Origin of the sequence: Bacillus sp. FSL M8-0166, assembly GCF_038008825.1 — a bacterium.
GTDB lineage: Bacteria > Bacillota > Bacilli > Bacillales > Bacillaceae > Bacillus > Bacillus safensis.
Window position 1 is genome coordinate 3,363,962 of record NZ_JBBOZZ010000001.1, and the last position, 22,021, is coordinate 3,385,982.

At 42.8% G+C, this 22,021-nt stretch carries 22 protein-coding genes and 1 tRNA gene; 17 read left to right on the forward strand and 6 right to left on the reverse strand.

Annotated features, from left to right (window positions below):
- Positions 1-31: 31 nt before the first annotated feature.
- From trxB to NSS92_RS17325, 7 genes are all read left to right on the forward strand, one after another.
- Positions 32-982 (forward strand): thioredoxin-disulfide reductase, encoded by a 951-nt coding sequence (gene trxB / locus NSS92_RS17295; protein ID WP_048238006.1) that lies wholly within the window; start codon positions 32-34, stop codon positions 980-982.
- Positions 983-1,339: 357 nt separating this feature from the next.
- Entirely contained in the window at positions 1,340-1,804 is a 465-nt protein-coding gene (locus NSS92_RS17300; RefSeq protein ID WP_340869556.1) for an 8-oxo-dGTP diphosphatase, read from the forward strand.
- A 39-nt stretch (positions 1,805-1,843) separates the two neighbouring features.
- On the forward strand, positions 1,844-2,731 hold the full coding sequence (gene rapZ, locus NSS92_RS17305; RefSeq protein WP_041108504.1) for an RNase adapter RapZ: 888 nt from the start codon (positions 1,844-1,846) through the stop codon (positions 2,729-2,731).
- On the forward strand, positions 2,732-3,691 hold the full coding sequence (locus NSS92_RS17310) for a gluconeogenesis factor YvcK family protein (RefSeq protein ID WP_340869558.1): 960 nt from the start codon (positions 2,732-2,734) through the stop codon (positions 3,689-3,691). It abuts the gene before it with no gap.
- Positions 3,692-3,708: 17 nt separating this feature from the next.
- Entirely contained in the window at positions 3,709-4,659 is a 951-nt protein-coding gene (whiA, locus tag NSS92_RS17315; protein ID WP_034281025.1) for a DNA-binding protein WhiA, read from the forward strand.
- Between the two features lie 26 nt (positions 4,660-4,685).
- Complete coding sequence (locus NSS92_RS17320) at positions 4,686-4,943, forward strand: HPr family phosphocarrier protein (RefSeq protein WP_024423549.1); 258 nt, start codon at positions 4,686-4,688, stop codon at positions 4,941-4,943.
- A 38-nt stretch (positions 4,944-4,981) separates the two neighbouring features.
- A complete protein-coding gene (locus NSS92_RS17325; protein WP_340869562.1) occupies positions 4,982-5,725 on the forward strand; it encodes an arylamine N-acetyltransferase family protein in 744 nt (247 codons plus the stop codon).
- A 50-nt stretch (positions 5,726-5,775) separates the two neighbouring features.
- On the opposite strand, the gene NSS92_RS17330 is transcribed toward NSS92_RS17325, so the two are convergent.
- Entirely contained in the window at positions 5,776-6,264 is a 489-nt protein-coding gene (locus tag NSS92_RS17330; protein ID WP_024423547.1) for a ribonuclease, read from the reverse strand.
- Between the two features lie 375 nt (positions 6,265-6,639).
- Positions 6,640-7,617, reverse strand: coding sequence for a 2-hydroxyacid dehydrogenase (locus NSS92_RS17335; protein WP_340869565.1), 978 nt, complete (start codon positions 7,615-7,617; stop codon positions 6,640-6,642).
- A gap of 552 nt (positions 7,618-8,169) precedes the next feature.
- Here NSS92_RS17335 and NSS92_RS17340 point away from each other — a divergent pair.
- Entirely contained in the window at positions 8,170-8,751 is a 582-nt protein-coding gene (locus NSS92_RS17340) for a beta-class carbonic anhydrase (protein WP_340869567.1), read from the forward strand.
- Between the two features lie 37 nt (positions 8,752-8,788).
- The gene (locus NSS92_RS17345) at positions 8,789-10,411 is read left to right on the forward strand and encodes a SulP family inorganic anion transporter (RefSeq protein WP_340869569.1); all 1,623 of its coding nucleotides are present in this window, start codon (positions 8,789-8,791) and stop codon (positions 10,409-10,411) included.
- Between the two features lie 27 nt (positions 10,412-10,438).
- Here the strand turns inward: NSS92_RS17345 and NSS92_RS17350 are convergent, their stop codons facing one another.
- Positions 10,439-10,780: a MazG-like family protein gene (locus NSS92_RS17350; protein WP_340869571.1), complete on the reverse strand. Its 342-nt coding sequence runs from the start codon at positions 10,778-10,780 to the stop codon at positions 10,439-10,441.
- A gap of 137 nt (positions 10,781-10,917) precedes the next feature.
- Between NSS92_RS17350 and NSS92_RS17355 the strand changes: the two genes are divergently transcribed.
- Positions 10,918-11,496, forward strand: coding sequence for an LOG family protein (locus NSS92_RS17355; RefSeq protein ID WP_340869573.1), 579 nt, complete (start codon positions 10,918-10,920; stop codon positions 11,494-11,496).
- Between the two features lie 58 nt (positions 11,497-11,554).
- Here NSS92_RS17355 and clpP read toward each other — a convergent pair whose 3' ends face one another.
- A complete protein-coding gene (gene clpP, locus NSS92_RS17360; protein ID WP_340869575.1) occupies positions 11,555-12,151 on the reverse strand; it encodes an ATP-dependent Clp endopeptidase proteolytic subunit ClpP in 597 nt (198 codons plus the stop codon).
- Positions 12,152-12,403: 252 nt separating this feature from the next.
- Here clpP and NSS92_RS17365 point away from each other — a divergent pair.
- The 3 genes from NSS92_RS17365 to abc-f all read left to right on the forward strand — a co-directional run bounded on the left by NSS92_RS17365 (position 12,404) and on the right by abc-f (position 16,234).
- A tRNA-Arg gene (locus NSS92_RS17365) sits at positions 12,404-12,479 on the forward strand.
- A 636-nt stretch (positions 12,480-13,115) separates the two neighbouring features.
- Positions 13,116-14,282: a macrolide family glycosyltransferase gene (locus NSS92_RS17370; protein WP_340869577.1), complete on the forward strand. Its 1,167-nt coding sequence runs from the start codon at positions 13,116-13,118 to the stop codon at positions 14,280-14,282.
- A 392-nt stretch (positions 14,283-14,674) separates the two neighbouring features.
- A complete protein-coding gene (abc-f, locus tag NSS92_RS17375; protein ID WP_340870068.1) occupies positions 14,675-16,234 on the forward strand; it encodes a ribosomal protection-like ABC-F family protein in 1,560 nt (519 codons plus the stop codon).
- A 14-nt stretch (positions 16,235-16,248) separates the two neighbouring features.
- Here the strand turns inward: abc-f and NSS92_RS17380 are convergent, their stop codons facing one another.
- A complete protein-coding gene (locus tag NSS92_RS17380; protein ID WP_324290836.1) occupies positions 16,249-17,658 on the reverse strand; it encodes a polysaccharide deacetylase family protein in 1,410 nt (469 codons plus the stop codon).
- A 323-nt stretch (positions 17,659-17,981) separates the two neighbouring features.
- On the opposite strand from NSS92_RS17380, the gene NSS92_RS17385 reads away from it, so the two are divergent.
- The 4 genes from NSS92_RS17385 (at position 17,982) to NSS92_RS17400 (ending at position 21,291) form a co-directional block, all read left to right on the forward strand.
- Complete coding sequence (locus NSS92_RS17385) at positions 17,982-19,007, forward strand: FecCD family ABC transporter permease (RefSeq protein ID WP_267586692.1); 1,026 nt, start codon at positions 17,982-17,984, stop codon at positions 19,005-19,007.
- Entirely contained in the window at positions 19,004-20,005 is a 1,002-nt protein-coding gene (locus NSS92_RS17390; RefSeq protein WP_340869579.1) for a FecCD family ABC transporter permease, read from the forward strand. Before NSS92_RS17385 ends, NSS92_RS17390 begins: the two co-directional genes overlap by 4 nt.
- A 20-nt stretch (positions 20,006-20,025) precedes the next feature.
- Complete coding sequence (locus tag NSS92_RS17395) at positions 20,026-20,922, forward strand: iron-hydroxamate ABC transporter substrate-binding protein (RefSeq protein ID WP_340869580.1); 897 nt, start codon at positions 20,026-20,028, stop codon at positions 20,920-20,922.
- Between the two features lie 144 nt (positions 20,923-21,066).
- Entirely contained in the window at positions 21,067-21,291 is a 225-nt protein-coding gene (locus tag NSS92_RS17400; RefSeq protein ID WP_024423530.1) for a phage holin, read from the forward strand.
- Between the two features lie 85 nt (positions 21,292-21,376).
- On the opposite strand, the gene slrR is transcribed toward NSS92_RS17400, so the two are convergent.
- A complete protein-coding gene (gene slrR / locus NSS92_RS17405) occupies positions 21,377-21,847 on the reverse strand; it encodes an HTH-type transcriptional regulator SlrR (RefSeq protein ID WP_251215945.1) in 471 nt (156 codons plus the stop codon).
- Positions 21,848-22,021 lie beyond the last annotated feature (174 nt).

Sequence of the window (22,021 nt, forward strand, 5' to 3'; positions counted from 1 at the left end):
GCGAGCAGCAATTGAAGAGGGAGTGACAGTTGTGTCAGAAGAAAAAATCTACGATACGATCATCATTGGAGCGGGTCCTGCCGGAATGACAGCCGCTGTTTATACATCACGGGGAAATCTTTCAACGTTAATGATTGAAAGAGGAATTCCAGGCGGACAAATGGCGAATACGGAAGATGTCGAGAACTATCCTGGCTTTGAAAGCATTTTAGGGCCGGAACTTTCAAATAAAATGTTTGAGCATGCGAAGAAATTCGGTGCAGAGTATGCATATGGCGATATCAAAGAAATCGTGAACGGTGAAGAATACAAAATCGTCAAAGCCGGCTCAAAAGAATACAAAGGACGCTCTGTCATTATTGCGGCAGGAGCTGAATACAAAAAAATCGGTGCACCAGGTGAAAAAGAACTTGGCGGACGCGGCGTATCATATTGTGCAGTATGTGACGGCGCATTCTTTAAAAACAAAGAGCTTGTCGTCATTGGCGGCGGAGATTCTGCGGTAGAAGAGGGTGTGTATCTCACACGTTTCGCTTCTAAAGTAACGATTATCCATAGACGCGATAAACTTCGTGCACAAAGCATTTTACAAGCGCGTGCCTTTGATAATGAAAAAATTGACTTCATGTGGAACAAAACCGTGAAACAGATCAATGAAGAAAACGGGAAAGTCGGCAGTGTGACATTGATTGATACGGTAACTGGTGAAGAAGAAGAGTTTAAAACAGACGGCGCCTTCATCTATATCGGAATGCTGCCACTGTCTAAACCATTTGAAAATCTCGGTATTACAAATAAAGAAGGCTACATCGAAACAAACGAAAGAATGGAAACGAGAGTGGAAGGAATTTTCGCTGCTGGTGACATTCGTGAAAAAACACTTCGTCAAATTGTGACAGCAACAGGTGACGGAAGTATTGCAGCACAAAGCGCACAGCATTATGTAGAAGAGCTTGCTGAAAAACTCAAAGCAACGAAATAAAAGGCTGTCGTAAATCCTTAATATAGCGTCATGGGCTTTTAACTGGAATGTAACACGGGTGAAATAATTTTCCGTTATGATAAAACTAGTAATTGACCCCCTTTTATAAGGAATACATGTTTGGCACGGATGTAAATCCGTGTCCTTTTTTTTGCCTAAAATCAGAAATTCACGAGATGTTCACAAATGACGCATGGAGAACCGTTAGATGCTGTAAAATAAAGAGTAGAGAAATTGCCCGTGACATCTTTCAAACGAAAACCGGTCTGTTTTCAGGGAAGAACGGGCATGTTCATTGTGGGAGTCAGGTTGAACCTGTATAATAAGTTAAAGACATAAAAGAGTAGGTGACAGCTGATGCAACGAGTAACCAATTGTGTGCTGCATCACGAAGATCAAGTTCTCTTGCTGCAAAAGCCAAGACGGGGCTGGTGGGTAGCGCCGGGCGGCAAAATGGAAAGCGGAGAATCGGTCAAGGATTCAGTCGTTCGAGAATATAGAGAAGAAACTGGTATTTATATTTTAAATCCGCAGCTAAAAGGTGTTTTTACCTTTATCATAAAAGAAGGCGATCAAATCGTTCAAGAGTGGATGATGTTCACCTTTATGGCAGATTCATTTACTGGAAAAAACGTAACAGAGTCAGAGGAAGGCATTTTAAAATGGCATGACGTAAAAGATGTGCCTCATTTGCCGGTGGCTCCAGGAGATTCCCATATTCTTGACTTCATGCTCAAAGGAAAAGGGCTTCTGCATGGCACTTTTACGTATACACCCGATTTTGAGCTGATTGCTTATCGGTTAGATCCTCAGGGAGAATAATACATGAACCGTTTTCATAAAGAAGGAGAGGGAGCAGGCATGAATACACACAAACAAGAAGATATTCAGCTTGTGATTATTACAGGAATGTCAGGTGCGGGAAAAACCGTCGCCATTCAAAGCTTTGAAGACTTAGGCTACTTTTGCGTTGATAACCTGCCGCCATCACTTTTACCGAAATTCCTAGAGCTCATGAAGGAATCGAATTCCAAGATGAGCAAGGTCGCTCTTGTGATGGATTTGCGCGGCCGCGAATTTTTTGACAGCTTAATTGCCGCCTTAGATGAAATGGGTGATCTTGACTGGATCACGCCAAGAATTCTATTTTTAGATGCAAATGATAAGGTGCTGGTCTCAAGATACAAAGAAACGAGACGTTCGCATCCCCTTGCGACAACAGGTTTGCCGCTCGAAGGAATTGCAATGGAGCGCGAGCTGTTAGAGGAGTTAAAAGGCCGGTCTCAAATGATTTTTGATACATCGGATTTAAAACCAAAACAGCTGCGAGAAAAAATTGTCACGCATTTTGCCACCAATCAAGGACAGGTGTTTACAGTAAACGTGATGTCCTTTGGCTTTAAATACGGCCTGCCGATTGATGCTGATCTTGTCTTTGACGTGAGATTCCTGCCGAATCCTTACTATATTGAGAGCATGCGTCCACAGACTGGAAACGATGAAGAAGTGCGCTCCTATGTGATGAAATGGACTGAAACACAAAAATTCACAGAGAAATTAATCGATCTCCTCAGCTTTATGCTTCCGTCCTATAAACGAGAAGGAAAGAGCCAGCTTGTGATCGCCATCGGCTGTACAGGCGGACAGCATCGATCTGTGACGCTGGCCAACTATTTATCCGAGTATTTTAAAAACGATTACTATACACATGTCACTCACCGGGACATTGAAAAGAGAAGCAGAAAATAGATGACGACACTACCAAAGGTGGTCATTCTTGGCGGCGGCACTGGCTTATCTGTTTTGCTCAGAGGGCTAAAAACGAAGCCAGTGGACATTACCGCTATTGTAACGGTTGCTGACGACGGAGGCAGCTCAGGCAGACTGCGGCATGATTTGAATATTCCTCCTCCAGGAGATATTCGAAACGTCCTTGCGGCTCTCTCTGATGTTGAACCGCTTGTAGAAGATTTATTTCAGCACCGTTTTAACAAAGGGAATGACTTAACAGGCCACTCTCTCGGCAACCTCATTCTTGCGGCCATGACAAATATAACCGGTGATTTTTTTCATGCCGTTACTGAAATGAGCAAGGTTTTAAATGTGAGAGGTAAAGTATTGCCAGCAGCGAATTCAAGTGTTGTTCTTCATGCGGAATTAGAAAATGGGCAAATGGTGACAGGAGAATCGAAAATTCCCACCTATGGTGAGCGAATTAAACGAGTGTTCCTCACACCCGATACGATTGAACCGCTGCCAGAATCCATTCAAGTCATTCGTGAGGCGGATTTGATCGTCATTGGGCCCGGCAGCCTGTATACAAGTATTTTGCCAAACTTGCTTGTCCCGCATATTGGAGAAGAAGTGATTCGCTCTAAGGCGAAAAAAGTGTATATTTGCAATGTCATGACGCAGCCGGGGGAAACGCTTTCCTACAGTGCAGCTGATCATGTACAGGCATTAAATGATCATATGGATCGTCCATTTATCGATACGATTTTTGTGAACAATAAAGCAATTCCAGAAGAAATCAAAGCAAAATATGCAGAGGAACAGGCACAGCCTGTACAATTCGACACAGATGCACTGAAAGCAATGGGACTAGAAGTGATCCCTGGAGAAATCATTACATACGACCAGCATGTCATTCGTCACGACACGCTGAAAGTAGCCTCGCTGCTTGTCGACCTGCTGCATCAGAAAAAATAGGAATGGGGGTGGCAAGGATGTCATTTGCATCCGAAACAAAAAAAGAGCTGACTAATCTGGACGTGAAGGACTGCTGCACAAAAGCAGAGCTTTCTGCCCTCATCCGTATGAACGGTTCATTATCTTTCTCTAATCGAAAATTGATTTTAGATATACAGACAGAGAACGCAGCCATTGCAAGACGGATTTATACGCTGCTCAAGAAGAAATACGATGTGACAGTCGAACTGCTCGTCCGTAAAAAAATGAGATTGAAAAAGAATAACGTGTATATTGTCAGACTGGTAGAACGAGCGAGAACCATTTTAGAGGATTTAAAAATATTAGGTGAGCAATTTGTATTTGAGCGCAATATTTCAGAAGAGCTTGTGAAGAAAAGATGCTGCAAGCGCTCCTATATGAGAGGTGCTTTTTTAGCAGGCGGTTCTGTGAATAACCCAGAAACGTCCTCCTATCACCTTGAAATTTTTTCACTATATAAAGAACATAATGATGCCCTTTGTGAGCTGATGAATCAATTTCATCTCAATAGTAAAACACTTGAGCGCAAAAAAGGGTACATTACGTACATGAAGGAAGCAGAAAAAATCACGGAATTCTTAAGTGTTGTGGGCGCTCATAACTCACTGCTTCGCTTTGAAGATGTGCGGATCGTCCGAGATATGAGGAACTCCGTCAACCGGCTCGTCAATTGTGAAACAGCAAACTTGAATAAAACGATTGGTGCATCACTGCGTCAGGTCGAGAACATTCAATTCATTGATGAAAAAATTGGACTTGATGCCCTGCCGGAAAAGCTTCGTGAAATTGCTAAACTGCGAGTCGACTATCAAGAGGTCACGCTGAAGGAACTTGGAGAAATGGTGGAAAGCGGCAAGATCAGCAAGTCAGGGATTAACCACCGTTTAAGAAAGCTAGATCAAATCGCAGAACAATTACGAAACGGACAAGCTGTTACACTCAAATAGGAGAATGAAAAAGGGAGGCAGATCATATGGTGGAAAAAACGGTCACCATCCAGCTGAAAACAGGCTTGCAGGCACGTCCAGCCGCTTTGTTCGTACAAGAAGCCAATCGCTTTGGTGCTGATATTTTTCTAGAGAAAGATGGGAAAAAAGTCAATGCGAAAAGCATTATGGGTCTCATGAGTCTAGCGATCAGCTCTGGGGTTACTGTCACACTGATTGCAGATGGTGCGGATGAACAAGAAGCCATTGAGGCGTTAACAGATTTTATCAATCAAGAAAACTGAGTCTCTTCAAAGGCTCAGTTTTTTTAGGAGGGATTGTCATGATTCAATCAGCTTTTTTACAGAAGATCGGATATGAAGGCAAGTCCATCACCTTTAAAGACTTGCCTGTATTATTAAAAAAAATGGCTTATACCTTTCCGTTCGAAAATAGATCTGTTCTGAACAAACAATCCTACGCTTTGAATCAAGAAGGGTTGAAGCAGCATCTTCTTGAAGAAAACAGAGGAGGTCTTTGTTACGATCTCAATCCTCTCTTATACTATGTGTTAAAAGAGGCAGGGCTCTCTGTACAGCTTCTTCAAGGCACAGTGTATAACAAAGAAGCGGATACGTGGGCAATTGATGGTACGCACGTAGCCATCATGTTGAAGCATCACAACGAACGCTTCCTCATTGATGCGGGATTTGGTGTGAATTTACCTCTTCAGCCTGTGCCTTTTACAGAAGATTGGGTGGAAGGAGCGTCAATTCGGTTTCGCGTCAAAGCTGAGGAAACCGAAAAAGGGACACATCTGCTCCAATTAGATAAGGGAGATGGCGCTGAAACAGGCTATGCTTTCACGTTGAACGAGGTGGACGAGGCTGTATTGGCCCAAATGAGACACGAGATTTATGAAAATGAATCCTCTCCATTTAACAAAAGACCGCTTGCGTCAAAGCTCACGCCAACAGGACGTGTGATCGTTACTGAGGATCATGTCACCACACATGAACATGAAGAAGTGTCGAAAAAGCCGCTTCCGATTCCTTTTGAGGATTACGTGAAAAAGCTTATACCGTAAATCATATTAAAAGACAGCCCTAGATCAAACAGGGCTGTCTTTTTTATTGATTATCGAATACGTGTGAAAGTCGCGTAATGGTCTGTTGTTTTGTAAATGAGCCAGTCGCTTGAATACACAAGACGGTCAGCATTGCGGAAGCCTGAAACGTAGTTGATGTCTGCCTCACGCCATGTTCGGCCGCTTGCTGAAGGAAGGCGTCCTTCCCGGTTTGAGAAAATATCTCCACCAATGCTTTTACCTGGCGCAACCTCTGCTAGATTTCCCTTTGATGCCACCCATCCGAGCGCACTTGCTTGTGATTTCGTAATGTAGTTATCAGGCAGTCGTTTGTAGCGAATTAAATAATCTGCTACACCATCAAACGTATTAATGACGGCAAGGGTACGCACATCTGGCGTGAGCTGAATAGAAGCAGTTTCAGTTGTGGCTGTTGGTGTAAGAGGTGTTTCTGCATGAGCTTGCTGCGGGACAAATCCAGAAAACAGAATAGCAGCGATCAGAGCGAACATAGTAAAAACCGAACTCAATCTTTTCATCTTCATCCTCCTATTAAGGAAATCGGATGCCGTCCTCTTGATGCTTGTCTAGCTCATATTATAGCACCCGAACATGAAGGAAATGTAAAGAATCAGGATCTTTGCTAAAATGAGTCTTTTCTCCTGATGTCTCCTAAAGAAATAAATAAAAAGACGCAGTTTCTGCGTCTTTCAGCGTGTAGACAAACCCTCGCATTCTTTGTCAGTCCTGCGCGCTGGTGCTCACGAATGTCAAATTCGCTCCGCGCCAGTGCTCGTCCTTCCTAGACTGCAAAGGTTTTCTATCACGCTGAAAAGAAGACAAAGAGCTAAAATAAAGATCATTTTAGCCCTTTGTCAACAATCTGAAAGACGCAGTTTCTGCGTCTTTGCTGTTCAAGATGAAGCAAGCTCCTTCACAACATCAACAGGCGCCCTCCCATCTATTCCATGAATCACATTATGAATGGCTCGTTTCAGCATGAGATCCCTTGTTGTTTCAGTAGCGGAACCGATGTGAGGGGCTAGGGTGACATTGTTCATCTCTTTGAAAGGATGATCCTCTCGAAGCGGTTCCTGCTCATACACATCAAGACCAGCGCCTTTGATCCATCCCTCCTGAAGTGCTTGAATGAGGCTTTTTTCATCCACTGTTTTCCCGCGGGAAATGTTTACAAATAAAGCCGTTTGCTTCATTAACTTCAATTCTCGTTCCCCAATCATATGATATGTTTCCTCGGTCAGCGGTGTAATCAACACGATGATATCAGCTTGTTTTAAAAGATCATCAAATGCACAATAGACAGCGCCATACGCCGATTCAGCCTTTTCATTCCGGCTTCGGTTATGATAAAGAACGTTCATATCAAAACCATGTGCTGCCCGTTTGGCCACTTGTTCTCCGATACGTCCCATGCCAATAATACCTAGCGTTTGGTGATGTACATCAATGCCAAAGATCTCTTCTTCCTGTACGAATTTCGTCCATTTTCCTTCACGGATAAAACGATCCAGCTCGGCGATTCTTCGCGCAGAAGAGAGAATGAGCGAAAAGGCAAGGTCAGCCACGGTATGATCGAGCGTATAAGGAGTGTGCGTACCAATCACGCCTCTTTGCCTCATCGCTTCTATATCGAAATTGTCATAGCCGACAGAGTTATTACTCACCACCTTGAGTTTTGGTGCGTGATCTAACAGCTCTTGATCGATTTTTGTTCCAGACGTTAAAAGACCATCAGCGTGCTGCAGCTTCTCAAACAAAATGTCTCTTGGAATAGGGTCTTTGGATTGCCAAACCTCGTATGTACAATGTTCCTTTAGCATTTTCTCAAAAGAAGCAGGTAAGGGTTTGGCGACAAAAATGTGTGGTGTCACAGTCAATTCGCTCCTTTCACATGGTCATCTTACTCCTTTTATTATAAAGCAACCATTTCGGCAGAACACGTTTGAATGTTAGCAGCTCAATATTTAATATACTGAAATAACGGTAAAGAAAGACATTTACTTATTAAAAAAGTATATTCATATGCCATCTGATGCATTTTTTATCTATATAAAAATAAGCTGATGGTAGATGAGACATGTGAAATTGCAAGAATTTATGAGAGATTATCTGACAAACTGGAAAATAGATCGAGACTTTTTGATAGAAAATTTATTATATTTGAAATGTATTAAACGGGATGGTCATTTTCTACTAAACCATTTTATTGTCTTTTGGTTTTATGAGAACAATAGATTGAAAACAAACCCGCGAATCCGTTGGGATGCAGCGTAAAATAGAGAAAATGATGATATTTCTTCTCATCGTTTTCTCATTTTTTTCTTTTTTTTCTATCATTTTTCTTCTCTATGCTTGAGAACACAAGAAAGAAAAGGGGGACAGGCGCGGGCTTACGTTACTTAAAAAAGATGGGAGATGGCAAAATGGGATCTAAATTAGAACAGATTCTTCAGCACAATTCAGAGTTTGTGAATGAGAGACATTATGAGCCTTTCAAAGCGGGGAAATTTCCTGAGAAAAAATTGGTCATTTTAACGTGCATGGATACCCGTCTTTTGGAATTATTGCCGCAATCTATGGGGCTTCGCAACGGGGATGCGAAAATCATTAAGAATGCAGGCGCCATTGTGACACATCCGTTCGGCAGTGTAATGCGGAGTATCCTGCTAGCCATCTATGAGCTAAAGGCAGAGGAAGTATGCATTGTAGGGCATCATGAATGCGGAATGGCAGGTCTTGCGGCGGACCCTTTACTTGAAAAGGCGAAAGCACGCGGAATCGAAGAGAAATGCTTAAGCATTGTGAAAAACTCAGGAGTCGATTTAAAGGGCTGGCTGACAGGCTTTGATTCGGTTGAAGAGAGCGTGACCCAAAGTGTGAAATTAGTGAAAGAGCATCCACTGATGCCAAGTGATGTAGCTGTTCATGGACTGGTGATTGATCCAGCAACAGGCAAGCTGGATGTCGTTGTGAAAGACAAACAGATTGACGCGCAGTATACCTAAATCATCTACACATACTTGAAGGAGGCCAACACATACCATGCGTTTTTATGGAAGATTTGAAGGGTACAATTCATCAAAGTTTAGACGCGATTTAATCGCTGGGCTTGTCGTGGGCGTTGTGGCAATTCCTTTAGGCATGGCATTTGCCATTGCATCTGGTGTCGGACCAGAATATGGATTATACACAGTCATCGTTGCCGGCATTTTGATTTCATTGTTTGGTGGTTCAAAGTATCAGATCGGCGGGCCGACTGGGGCGTTTGTTCCCATTTTATTCGGGATTGTCAGCCAGTACGGTATTGAAAACTTGCTCATTGCCGGTTTTATGGCAGGCTGTATGCTTGTATTATTCGGAATATTCAAACTAGGGAAGCTTATGAAATTTATTCCTCGTCCGGTTATCATCGGTTTTACTGCGGGCATTGCTGTCATTATTTTTTCAGGACAGATTGCCAACTTCCTCGGATTAAAGGGTGTTGAAAAACATGAAAGCTTTTTCCTCAATATGAGAGAAATTGTGGTCCATCTTGGGACCGCAAATAGTCTCGCCATCATCACAGCCGTCATCGGGCTCATCGTGATTTTGGCGGCACAAAAATACATTCCCAAAATACCTGGTGCTCTATTAGGTCTATTGGCTTCAACGTTTCTAGCCGTTCTCTTTTTTCAAGGACAAGTTGAAACGATTGGCTCTGCATATGGTGAAATCCCTCGTCAGCTGCCAACCTTCGCTTTTCCTGAATTGACGATTGAAAAAATGATATACCTCCTGCCTCCAGCAATTGTCATTGCGCTTTTAGGCGGCGTGGAATCGATTTTATCCGCAATGGTCGCTGATAATATGAAAGGTTCTAAGCATGACAGCAATAAGGAGCTTGTCGGGCAAGGAATTGCCAATATGGCGGCACCGCTTTTCGGGGGAATTCCAGCGACGGGAGCTATTGCCCGAACGGCCACCAACATAAAAAATGGCGGGGCAAGTCCGATTTCTGGTGTCGTACATGGCGTTGTCGTCTTGCTGATCTTAATGGTATTTGCGCCGTATGCGTCGATGATTCCACTTGCTGCAATGGCACCGATTTTAATGTTTGTTGCTTGGAATATGAGTGAGAGAAAAGAGTTTATGAATATTGTGAAAGTGAAAAATGCCGATTCGCTTGTACTTGTCGTGACCTTTCTGCTCACGGTCATCGGTGATTTAATTATTGGCGTCACCGCTGGTCTCATTTTAGCGTTTATCGCTTTTATCAAAAAAATGAGCCAGACGACCAATATTCATTCCAATGTCGCCGTTCCTCAAATGGAAACAGCAGCTGCTTTAGAAAAACAGACAGACGAGAAAGGGATCAGTATGTATTCCATTGAAGGGCCGCTCTTTTTCGGAACAACAGATTCATTGGAAAATTCGATTTTGGACCATGTTCAAACAAAACCGAAAACGCTCATCCTGCTTATGAATAAAGTCAATTACATGGACACATCGGCAGAAGCGGTTCTAATGAATATCTCCAATCGGTTAAAGCATCATAATGGAAAGCTGATGATTGTTGGACTTCAATCACAACCTAAGGAGCTTTTGCATCGAACAGGTCTATTCCATCATATCGGAAAACAGCATTTCTTTGAACGAACGGATGACATTTCACCACAGCATCTTTAAGGGGTAAAAAAACACGTGACAGCTTGGTCACGTGTTTTTTACTGGCTCTTTTTCTCCAGAAAAGCGTTTGTTGAGTTTTTGTTGATGAGCGCTGAAGACCTCTTCTATTGTGACATCATATTGATCCGCTAAAATGAGGAGATTTGCTAAGACATCTCCCATTTCTTCAATGAGTTCTTTTTTCAGCTCAGGTGATTCCTGTCTCTGCTCATCAGGCCGGTCTCGTCCGATTTCTATTGCTCTAACAGCACGAGCGAGTTCTCCCGTTTCTTCCATTAAGAAGCCTAACCGGATAAACGGCCCGTATTCTGTCCAATTTCTCGTTTGATAAAAATCCTTGATCCACTTCTCCATCTCGGTTGTTTGCATTCTCTATCTACAGCTCCTTATATGGTATTCACTCTTTTGATTTTACACTATATATAGAAGAAACGGCTGTTTCTTTACAAATCATTATAGTAGAATGAGTGGGTGAAGAAATCATAGAGAGAGATGGAGCTGTTTTGATGAAAACGATTTGTGTGTTTGCTGGTTCGAATCCAGGTGTAAATGATGTCTACAAACAAAAGGCTGTGGAGCTGGGTGCTTATATGGCGAAGCAGGGCATTCGTCTTGTTTATGGCGGGTCGCGTATTGGGTTAATGGGCGCTATTGCCGATGAGGTCATGAGACATGGCGGACAAGTGATCGGTGTCATGCCTAAGGGGCTTTTTAGAGGAGAAGTCGTGCATCAAGAGCTGACAGAGTTAATTGAGGTAACAGGCATGCATGAACGAAAAGCGAAAATGAGCGAGCTGGCCGATGGGTTTATTGCGATGCCAGGCGGCTTTGGTACATATGAAGAATTATTTGAGGTGCTGTGCTGGGCGCAAATCGGCATCCATCAAAAGCCGATTGGATTGTATCAAGTGAATGACTACTTCAACCCGCTCATGGACATGGTGAAATTTAGTGTACAGGAAGGTTTTTCGAATGAATCACACCTTCAATTGTTACATGCTTCGAGTGAACCGGAGAAATTGATCACGCAGATGGCTTCTTACCAAACACCGTCTCTTCAGCAGAAATGGACGGAACTGTCTTAAAGTATGATGAAAACAAAAAACCGTCTGTTCAAGGAGCAGACGGTTTGTGTTGTGATCATTATTTTTGGTCATCTGTATTACGGGTCAAGACTTTGTCAATGAGTCCGTATTGAAGTGCTTCTTCCGCTGTTTTGAAGTTGTCACGATCTGTGTCGCGCTCAATGACTTCAATTGGCTGACCAGTACGTTCAGCAAGTACTTGGTTCAGTTTATCGCGTAAAGAAAGGATTCGTTTTGCCGCAATTTCAATTTCTGTTGCTTGACCTTGGGCACCGCCTAGTGGTTGGTGAATCATGACTTCACTGTTTGGAAGAGCATAACGCTTACCTTTTTCACCAGCAGCAAGCAGGAACGCACCCATAGATGCAGCCATACCAATACAAATAGTTGATACCTTTGGTTTAATAAATTGCATCGTATCGTAAATGGCCATACCAGCTGTGATTGAACCGCCAGGGCTGTTAATGTAGATAGAAATATCTTTTTCTGGATCTTCAGCTTCTAAGAAAAGCAGCTGTGACACGATGGAGTTGGCAACATTGTCATCGATCGCAGAACCAAGCATGATAATACGGTCTTTTAAAAGACGAGAATAAATGTCGTAAGCTCTTTCCCCACGATTTGTTTGCTCAATGACTGTAGGTATTAAATTCATAATGTTCCTCCTTCACCTTTTAGGTAAGTATGTAATTCAATGATACATTTTTGGTCAATAAAGGTCAAACAAAACGCTGACCTAAATTCAAATACCCCTATCCATTTTCCCCAAAATCATTCCAGTTCAAACCAGCATATTAGTCTATGTATCCAAAAGAAGAAAATACATCATCACGACGAATGATTAATCATTGCTTTCTTGCAGCATTTCCCTTATAATTTGATATGCTGACGTTCAAAAACATATCGTGCGCTCGTAGCTCAGTTGGATAGAGCGGTGGTTTCCGGTACCACGTCTGCCGGGGGTTCGAATCCCTCCGAGCGCGTACTTGACCTTGCTAGGTAGATAAGATAAAGGTCTGTCATGAACCCCTCTTCATATGGAGAGGGGTTTTTGTGTGCTCAATCGGATTGATCGTTCTTTTCTAATAAAGCTAGGAGAAGCAAGTGAAAAAATGATCTTGTTGCAACACAGCAACATCTATCCGAGTATAATAAAATAACCCCCATTCTTAACATAAGAGTGGGGGTTATTGCTTTAGAATAAAGGGTTATCTGCCTTTCTGGCCTTTCCTGTAAATAGCCGCAGATATAATTGTAAGAAGAACAATGATAAATCCAATCACGGATACAGTATTTTTTATTGTATTGTCATTCACAGTGAAGTTTGTCACGATCATTGCTGCCAGACAAAGAATGATAATTAAATAACTGTATTTCTCCAAGACTTTCACAAAATATCCCTCCAATATGAAGCTGAAAATAATATTATGACTAATTATACAAAAATAAATAATAAAGGGTTATATTGGATGTTTGCTCGTGAGAAGGCGTTATGTTCATGTCCCTCCATGAAATACTGGACGTAAGACTCATTTCTTCCCTTTTCAGGCGTATTTCTTGAGCCAGTTCACTGTATATGATTAACATGGAAGAGAATTGACAATGAGGAGGGATTTCTTGTGGCGAAGATTTTATTGATTACGTTTCCAGCTGAAGGACATGTGAACCCTATGTTAGGAATCATCAAAGCATGGGCGGATCGAGGCGATGAAGTGCATGCGGTCACAACTGTACATTATGAGGAACGAATTAAACGCTTAGGCGCTCACGTACATATACATCCAGACTATATTCGGACATTACATGTGGAAGAAGGAGATTTAGATTCTATGCAGCCGTTCTTTCATGCCATGCTGCAAACATCATATGATATTTTAGAGGTGGTGGAAACACTTTCCGAGAAGCATTCATTTGATTTGGTCTACTTTGATATGTTTGGGGCAGGGGAGCTTGTTCGAGATTACCTGCACATTCCGAGCATCGGTTCCAACCCATCTTTTGTGCTGCAAGAGGCGCATTTTGATACACCGTTATACAGAAACGATGAGAAAGCCGATCATCTGTTAGAAAAAATACAAGAGCGTTTTGGCGTTCAGCCGACGCGTTTGATGCAATTCATGAAAAACCGTGGAGAACTGAATATCGTGTATACAAGTGAATATTTCCAGCCGTCTGTTGATTCATTAAACGATTCGTTTGTCTTCATTGGACCGAGCTTTCTAAAAAGAGCTGACCAGCATGATTTCCCGCTGGAAGCACTTGAGCAAGAAAAAGTCGTTTTTATTTCCATGGGTACCGTTCTTGGGGATACAGAAGCATTTTTTAATATGTGTATAGATGCTTTTGCAGACTTTGACGGAAAAGTGATTATCGCAACAGGTGAAAAAGTAGATCGTTCTCTCTTAAAAGAGGCGCCTGCTCATTTTCTGATCGAACCTTATGTGCCGCAGCTTGAAGTGCTCGAACTGACAGATGTGTTTATAACGCACGGCGGGATGAATAGTGTCAATGAAGGTATTCATTACCACGTTCCGATGGTCGTCATTCCAGTCGACAAAGATCAGCCGATGGTGGCACAAAGACTGACCGAATTATCTGCTGCTTGTGCACTTGATAAAGATCAGCTGACAGCAAAGCAGCTAAGAGAAACTGTTGAGACGGTTTTAGGCAGTGACACGTACCGTGCGGGGATTGAGAAAATTGAAGAAAGCTTCCAAGCAGCAGGTGGAACAGAAAAAGCATTAAGGGTGATCGACCAATTCGTGCAAGCGAAACAGACTCAATAGATAACGTTTTTTCAAAGGTGGCTGCCCTATTCAAATGGGACCCCGCTTGACAAAAAATAACCAATCTTTTATCGTATACGTAACAAACGACGGAAGGGTGACCCAATGCAATGAAGTACTAATCCTATGACCTGTAAGCAAAATGAACGAACGAAGGCAGTGAGCAAACGATCGGTTTGCCATGTTTGCTGCGTTTTCATTTTTTAGCTTCAGAATAGGATGGTACAGCTTGGGAATCAAAGAGTAAGGTGATTGATACGTGGGATGTGTGTGTTCAAATATGAACGGCACACCATACTGGATCAATCCGCTTATTTTTGTACACCATTTTGCCTCCTATTCTGAGAATGGGAGGCTTTTTCATGTCTCCTGATATGAAAGGAGAGGATTGGATGTTATTAAAAGCCAATCAGTTAAAGGTATTTCGAAAAGATCGCTTGTTATTTGATATTGAGGAGCTAGCCATCCATCAAGGTGATCGTATTGGTCTTGTAGGGTCAAATGGCACCGGGAAAACGACTTTAATGAATGTGCTGGCGGGGCAGGAAACACCAGACAGCGGCACAGTTGCAGCCACAGCGGTCTGTACGCTGCTTCCTCAATTGAAACAAGGAGACGGCAGACAGAGTGGCGGTGAAATGACCCAGACTTATATTGAAAGAGCATTAAGCCGGCCGTCTGCCCTTTTATTAGCAGATGAACCGACAACTCATTTGGATACAGAGCATATTGAGTGGCTGGAAGAAAAGCTGCGTCATTATCAAGGTGCTCTCATTGTTGTTTCACATGATCGTGCTTTTTTAGATGCAATATGTACGGAGATTTGGGAGCTGGATCATGGACAGCTTCATCATTACAAAGGCAACTACACGCATTTTGCACAGCAAAAAGAGCTGGCACATCGTCAGCAGGTGGAAGCGTACGAAGCTTATACACAAAAGAAAAAACAGTTAGAGCATGCGCTGGAAAAGAAAAAGAAAAAGGCGGACAAAGCGACAAAGCCCTCCCAAAAGGTGAAATCCTCAGGGCCTAAAATTGCAAAGCCCTACTATGCAAATAAGCAAAAAAAGTTGGAGAAAACAGCTAAATCCATTGAAACAAGGATGGAGAAATTAGAAAAGGTGGAGAAGATAAAGGATATTCAGCCCATTCAAATGACTCAGCATACGATGAAGGAAGTAGCAAGCCGTACCATTTTGCGAGTGGAAAATGTAGAAGGCAAGGCGGGGGGTAAACTGCTTTGGAAGCAGGCGAATGTGGAAGTGAGGGGCGGAGACAAAGTTGCCATTATCGGAAAGAATGGGAGCGGCAAAACGACATTTCTCCGTATGTTAGTGAATGGACATCCCGGAGTTACTCGCTCAGAGGCTGTCAAGCTAGCCTATTTCCGTCAGGATCTTTCAGGACTGAAGGTAGATGAATCGATTTTACAAAATGCGCTGAAAGAGGCGGTTCAAGACGAGACAGTGGTTCGAACGGTTTTAGCGAGACTAGGATTTAGAGGGGATGATGTGCACAAGCCTGTTGAGGTATTAAGCGGGGGAGAACGGGTGAAGACCATGCTTGCGTCCTTACTCGTCAGTGATGCCAATGTTCTCATGCTGGATGAACCGACGAACTTTTTAGATTTGGCGGCAGTTGAAGCACTTGAAGGTCTATTAAAGGATTACCCAGGTACCGTTGTGTTTGTTTCCCACGATCGCAGGCTGATTGAGGAGGTTGCCACTCGTATTTTCCATATTCACGAGGAACGTATTGAAGGATTTGACGGCACATATGAAGCATATAAACAAAAGAAAGAAAAACCAGCTGTGACAAATAGAGAAGAGGAGCTTCTGTTAATTGATATGCAGCTGTCTGAAGTGCTCAGCCGTTTAAGTATTGAGCCGTCGCAAGAGCTTGAAGAGACATTTCAAGCATTATTGAAACAAAAAAAGTCTTTGGAGTCATAAAAGAAAACCCCTGTTTACTCTACAGGGGTTTGTTCATGTCGTTCTTTTTTTAATTGTTCAAGTTCACTCACTGTGACGAGCTGGTAGCCTTGTTTGGTAAGTTCATGGATGATCTTTACGGCAGCTTGAGCTGAGCTTTCATAAATATCGTGCATTAACACCGTTCTGCCATCTGCTGCATGTGAGAGAACGCGGTTTGTGATCTGCTGGCTGTTGCGGATTTTCCAATCCTCAGGATCAACATCCCACAAAGTGACCTTCATCCCAATCGCCTGATTGATGTCTTGGTTTGTACCGCCATATGGCGGTCTAAAGTGTGTAGGTGTATATCCGCTAGCTTTCTCTATCAGCTGCTGGGTGTCCTTCACTTGTTTCACGGCTTCTTCTAAAGGCAGTCTTGTTAATAAAGGGTGATTGTAGGAATGGTTTCCGATCTCATTCCCGCCTTTTAGAATGTCGGCAAGCATTCCAGGATAATATTGCACCCTGCTGCCTAATACGAAAAAGGTGGCATGTCCTTTATTTTTCTTCAGCGCATCTAAAATTTTTGAGGTTGTCGCTGGATTCGGTCCATCATCAAATGTAAGTGCGATGGCTTTTTTATTCGGGTCAAGCTTTGATTTTTGCGGCAGCTTGACGGCTTTTCTTTTTGGGTTCGGTTCTTTCATTTCATTTTTATTTTTGATTTTATCCATATATTCTGGCTTTAATATGTCCTTCAGCAATGTCTTTTTGATTGCGAGTGTTTGCGGCCCAAGATCCTCCGCGGCTACTTGAGATGCAGGGAAATAAAATTCTACATATTTGTCTTTCAAGGCAAATTGACTGAAGTTTTGAGCATCAGGGGCTGTTCCTTTCTGAAGGAGAGGCTGATCCTTAGATAAGGTTTTATCCTTTCGAAGCTCCGTATATGTAATATAGGATAATTTCTTTAAATAATTGGTTTTAGGCAGAAATAAATCTTTTGTGTCAAGAAAGGTTTTTTTCTGAAAATCAAAGTTAATCGTGAGATGATTGGTGGTTCCATTTTGCTGGCCAGTATACGTATAGGTTGTAAAGCGAATGGCAGCAGACTGCTTCGCATAATGCACCATTTCATAATCAATATTCAGTTCATAGCGTTTATTTTCATCGATATCTTTTGCTTCACTGAATGTTTTTTTGAAATGCTCTAATGCTGAATTGGCATAGCTTTGAATCTTGTCATCTAGCTCTTTTTGATGAAAAAGAGGATAGTTGACTGCATATCTCATAAATTTCCCGTCATTTACGAGAGTGACAATTTCGACGTTTTTATAGTTTGTATCCTGCTTTACATTTTTCTTCTCTGTACCGCTTGCTTGTTGATTTTGAAAGAAAGCAACTGCTCCAATGACGACTGCAAGCGCAAATAGGACGATACTCCATTTTCCCTTTACTGACACAACTTTCAAATCTCCTCTCATGACGGGTCATTCTTTATTAGTTTGACATCTGTTTGTAATATTTTTATAACATTTGACTTACTTTTGTAATTTTAGGGGATATTCATGCGAAATGTCAACTATTTTCCTATTAAACTATGAGAAAAAATGATAGGTCGTACTGAGCGGCAAAAAGAACCTCCCACCCCGATGCTCCGCACATACCTTCATTAATTAAAAAAAAGGGTGTACATTGATTTTTTAGAGGCTGACGGCTATAATTTTGTTGATTATGATTCTCATTTTCAAACTGACTTTTAATGAAGAAAAGGATGACACCGATTTTGCAGGATAAGCGAACTCAACAAAAACGATCATCACATATTCTGTTCTTTTTGATATTTTTTCTCGCCGTCATTGGTTTAGCGGCTGCCATGTTTTTTGCTGTGTCATACGGTGCAAAAACATTGTCTCTGCAAACGGTTTGGACAGCTGTATTTGACTACCAGTCAAATGTCACAGAGCAGCAGATCATCCATGAATTAAGACTTCCTCGTGTTTTAGGGGCAGCTCTAGTGGGAGCGGCGTTTGCCGTAGCGGGTGCTCTTATGCAGGGCATCACAAGAAATCCACTGGCAGATGCGGGGATTTTGGGCATTAATGGGGGTGCGATGTTTGTGGTCGCTCTCTGTTTTGCTTTTTTCCCAGGAATGCCTTATTCAGCACTGATGTTTTTTTCCTTTATTGGTGCTGTGCTCAGTACGCTGCTGATCTTTGCGATTGGGGCGGCTGGCGGCGTATTGACACCGCTGCGACTCACTGTAGCAGGAGCGGTTGTAGCCGCATTGCTTCATTCGCTCAGTTCTGGTATCGCGATTTATTTTGACCTGAGTCAGGATCTTGCTTTTTGGTATGCAGGCGGGGTAGCTGGTGTGAAATGGCCGCAGCTGACGATTCTTGCCCCGGTCATTCTGATTGTGATCGTATGGGCCATGCTATTAGGTCGGTCACTTTCCTTACTATCGCTCGGTGAAGATACAGCGGCAAATTTAGGGGTGAAAACACGACAAGTGCGAATACTAGGAATGACCGCTGCTGTGTTATTAGCAGGGGTTTCTGTATCAGCAGTCGGATCGATTGGGTTTGTCGGTCTCGTCATCCCGCATATTGCACGAAAGCTTGTTGGTGTAGACTATCGTTTTGTCATTCCAATGTCAGCGATATTAGGCGCAATGCTGCTTGTCTTTGCAGACCTTGCCAGCCGTACAGTCAATCCGCCAAGAGAGCTTGCCATTGGCGTGATGGTGGCACTTGTTGGTGTTCCTTTCTTCTTATACATTGCCAGAAAAGAAGGGAGGAACCTGTCATGAGAGAGAAACAGCGTGCTCTTGTCGTGACAGTCGTTTTGCTTTGCCTGAGTGTGGCTGTTGTGCTGTATAGTTTAAATACCGGTACGCTGAAACTAAGCCCTGTCATGGTCGTCAAGACGTTATTTGGCTTTGGAGATTTCCAAAGTGAAACGGTGCTGTTTGACTATCGTCTGCCTCGAATTGTGGTGACGATGTTAGCTGGTATTGGTCTTGGCATTGCTGGCGGCATTTTGCAGAGCTTATCCCGTAACCCACTGGCCGATCCTGGGATTATTGGATTGAATGCAGGGGCAGCATTTGGCTTAATTGTGTTTGTGACATATTTTCACGCACTTGAAGGCAATCCGTCTCTTCTTATTCCGCTCTTTACGTTTGGCGGCGGACTGCTTGCGGCAGCGGTCATCGTGCTTCTTGCATATGACCGGCATGAAGGGCTTGTTCCTATCCGACTGATCTTAGTTGGCATTGCGGTTGCTGCGGGATTTAGTGCATTGACCTTATATTTGTCATTGAAGCTGGATGAAGATACATACACGTTTGCTTCAAGATGGCTTGTGGGCAATGTATGGGGGAGAGACTGGATTCATGTGCTGGCACTTCTGCCTTGGATTGTATGCCTTGTGCCGCTTACGCTGATGCAGTCAAACACGCTCAATGCATTGACATTAGGAGATGCTGTTGCCTCAAGTGTAGGTGTACGTGTCCAGCGTAAACGTCTCCTCCTTTTGACCTTAGCGGTTGGACTGGCGAGTGCAAGTGTTTCGATGACAGGCGGTATTGGCTTTATTGGCCTCGTCGCCCCGCATTTGGCCAGACGGCTTGTCGGCTCACTTCATCAGTATTTTTTACCAGTTAGTGCGCTGCTTGGCTTGTTGATTTTGGTCAGTGCCGATACAATCGGACGTTCCATCTTTGCCCCAAATGCCATACCAGCGGGTGTGGTCGTGGCCTTTATCGGTGCCCCATATTTTCTCTATTTATTAACTAAAACGAAATAAACACGAAAGAGGAACTCATCATGAAAAAAATACTAGTGTTTGGATTAACGCTCTGTTTCTTACTGCTTGCCGCTTGCGGACAACAGGAAACAAAGAATACAACAAATCAAAAGGACAATGGAACACCAAAGATTGCTTCCTTGTCTATTCATTTAACAAATGACTTGTTAGCACTCGGTATCAAGCCGGCGGGCTCTGTTGTAGGAGGAGACTTAAAAGATTTCCTTCCACATGCGAAAAAGCAGTTGAGTCATACGAAGAAGCTCGGCATTGCATCTGATCCAGATATGGAATCACTGCTTGCGTTACAACCAGATGTCATTTATGTTGATGAAGAATTAGCCGGACAAGACTTATCGAAATATAAGAAGATCGCCAAAACAGAAGTGTTTAACTTAAATGATGGCACATGGCGGGATCATTTGAAAAAAATCGCCAAACACGTCAATAAGGAAAAAGAAGCGGATCAATATATTAAGAATTACAATCAAGAAGCAAAAGAAGTCAAATCGCTCATTAAGAAAAAGATTGGAAACGGAAAAGTCATGGCGATCCGTGTGACAGCAAAGGAGCTTCGCGTATTTAGCATGAAGCGCCCAATGGGTCCTATTTTATACGAGGATTTAGGCCTGACACCTGTCGATGGTGTGAAAAAGCTGGACAGCAAGCGCCCATTTGAAGTGATTTCTCAAGAGGTTCTTCCTGATTATGATGCTGATGCTATCTTTGTCGTTGTGAACCGTGATGATAAAGCGCAGCAGGCATTCAAGCAATTAGAAAAGACTCCAATTTGGAAGGGTCTAAAAGCAGTGAAGAAAAACCAAGTCTATCCGATTGCCGATCAGCCGTGGCTCGATTACTCAGCTCTAGGCAATAAAATGGCATTGGATGAAGCAAAAGAGATGTTTTCTAAATAAAGAGCAATTGAAATCAGACATCATTCTGCATATAGGAATGATGTCTCTTTTTTTGATTCGTTCTTCTATTCATTCGGCTGCTGCATACATATGAGAGAGAACGAGCAATACCGCCCGTGCGAAGAGGAAAGGGAGGGGTTACAGTTGGAGGTTCAAAAAATTAGTGCAGGTACAATCGCAAGGCTTGTGCTGCTTTTACTGGCGCTTGTTAACAGTGCGCTAACCGCTGCGGGAAAAAGCCCAATTCCTATTGATGAAGAAGGCGTTCAGCAATTCATCACGCTGGCTTTTTTGGGGATTACATCACTATGGGCCTATTGGAAAAACAATGATATAACGAAAAAAGCACGAACAAAAAAAGAAGAATAAGAGAAAAAAGAGCCTTTCATAATCAAAGGCTCTTTTTCATCGAAGCGTCAAACGCCTCTCCCCGCAATCATTCTTCCTGAAAGGCTTACGCCCGGCGTTCTCCCATGTTGTTGAGGAATGCTTTTACTTCCTCAATGCTTAAGCCAATCGCTTTCGCTTCACTCATTAGACGCTTCCACTCTGCGATATTTGAATCAGTCAGCTTTCTATGGGTGACATGTAACGACTTTTCTTCCTGCTCCTTTCGGTACGTTTGGAGCAGCTGATAGAGCTCTTCTTTAGGCATGCCGGCTTGGACGGCACTCACAATATGCTCCCGCCATTCGTGTTCACCACCCTCAGCGTAATGAAACATCATTGTCTCTGCATCAAACAGTTCTTGTAAATCAATCTCTAGTGAAGAGGATACCTTTTTTAAGAACTGGACAGATGGATTCCTGTGGACACCACGCTCAATTTTGCTCAAATATGACTTAGAGACATGAGCATCCTCAGCCAGCTGCTGAATCGAGTATCCTTTTCTCTTTCGGTAAATGCGTATCACCTTGCCTATCATTCGATCAATGATCTCCCTTCTCCCCGGCGAATAGTTCTGCGACCTTTTCGTTCATTATAAGAAATAAATTGTTCTTTATAAAATTCAAAAACGTAAGAATCAGGAAGTAAACAAAAGAAAACGAACGATTTCGTTCTTTAAAAAGAACTATAAGACCTATTATGACATTTTTCT

Coding starts and splice junctions, on each gene's coding strand:
- clpP (WP_340869575.1), bottom strand. CDS start 12,151: ATGAATTTAATACCTACAGTCATTGAGCAAACAAATCGTGGGGAAAGA.
- NSS92_RS17350 (WP_340869571.1), bottom strand. CDS start 10,780: ATGCAAACAACCGAGATGGAGAAGTGGATCAAGGATTTTTATCAAACG.
- NSS92_RS17325 (WP_340869562.1), top strand. CDS start 4,982: ATGATTCAATCAGCTTTTTTACAGAAGATCGGATATGAAGGCAAGTCC.
- abc-f (WP_340870068.1), top strand. CDS start 14,675: ATGTTATTAAAAGCCAATCAGTTAAAGGTATTTCGAAAAGATCGCTTG.
- NSS92_RS17390 (WP_340869579.1), top strand. CDS start 19,004: ATGAGAGAGAAACAGCGTGCTCTTGTCGTGACAGTCGTTTTGCTTTGC.
- slrR (WP_251215945.1), bottom strand. CDS start 21,847: ATGATAGGCAAGGTGATACGCATTTACCGAAAGAGAAAAGGATACTCG.
- rapZ (WP_041108504.1), top strand. CDS start 1,844: ATGAATACACACAAACAAGAAGATATTCAGCTTGTGATTATTACAGGA.
- NSS92_RS17310 (WP_340869558.1), top strand. CDS start 2,732: ATGACGACACTACCAAAGGTGGTCATTCTTGGCGGCGGCACTGGCTTA.
- NSS92_RS17300 (WP_340869556.1), top strand. CDS start 1,340: ATGCAACGAGTAACCAATTGTGTGCTGCATCACGAAGATCAAGTTCTC.
- whiA (WP_034281025.1), top strand. CDS start 3,709: ATGTCATTTGCATCCGAAACAAAAAAAGAGCTGACTAATCTGGACGTG.
- NSS92_RS17340 (WP_340869567.1), top strand. CDS start 8,170: ATGGGATCTAAATTAGAACAGATTCTTCAGCACAATTCAGAGTTTGTG.
- NSS92_RS17395 (WP_340869580.1), top strand. CDS start 20,026: ATGAAAAAAATACTAGTGTTTGGATTAACGCTCTGTTTCTTACTGCTT.
- NSS92_RS17330 (WP_024423547.1), bottom strand. CDS start 6,264: ATGAAAAGATTGAGTTCGGTTTTTACTATGTTCGCTCTGATCGCTGCT.
- NSS92_RS17345 (WP_340869569.1), top strand. CDS start 8,789: ATGCGTTTTTATGGAAGATTTGAAGGGTACAATTCATCAAAGTTTAGA.
- NSS92_RS17355 (WP_340869573.1), top strand. CDS start 10,918: ATGAAAACGATTTGTGTGTTTGCTGGTTCGAATCCAGGTGTAAATGAT.
- NSS92_RS17320 (WP_024423549.1), top strand. CDS start 4,686: ATGGTGGAAAAAACGGTCACCATCCAGCTGAAAACAGGCTTGCAGGCA.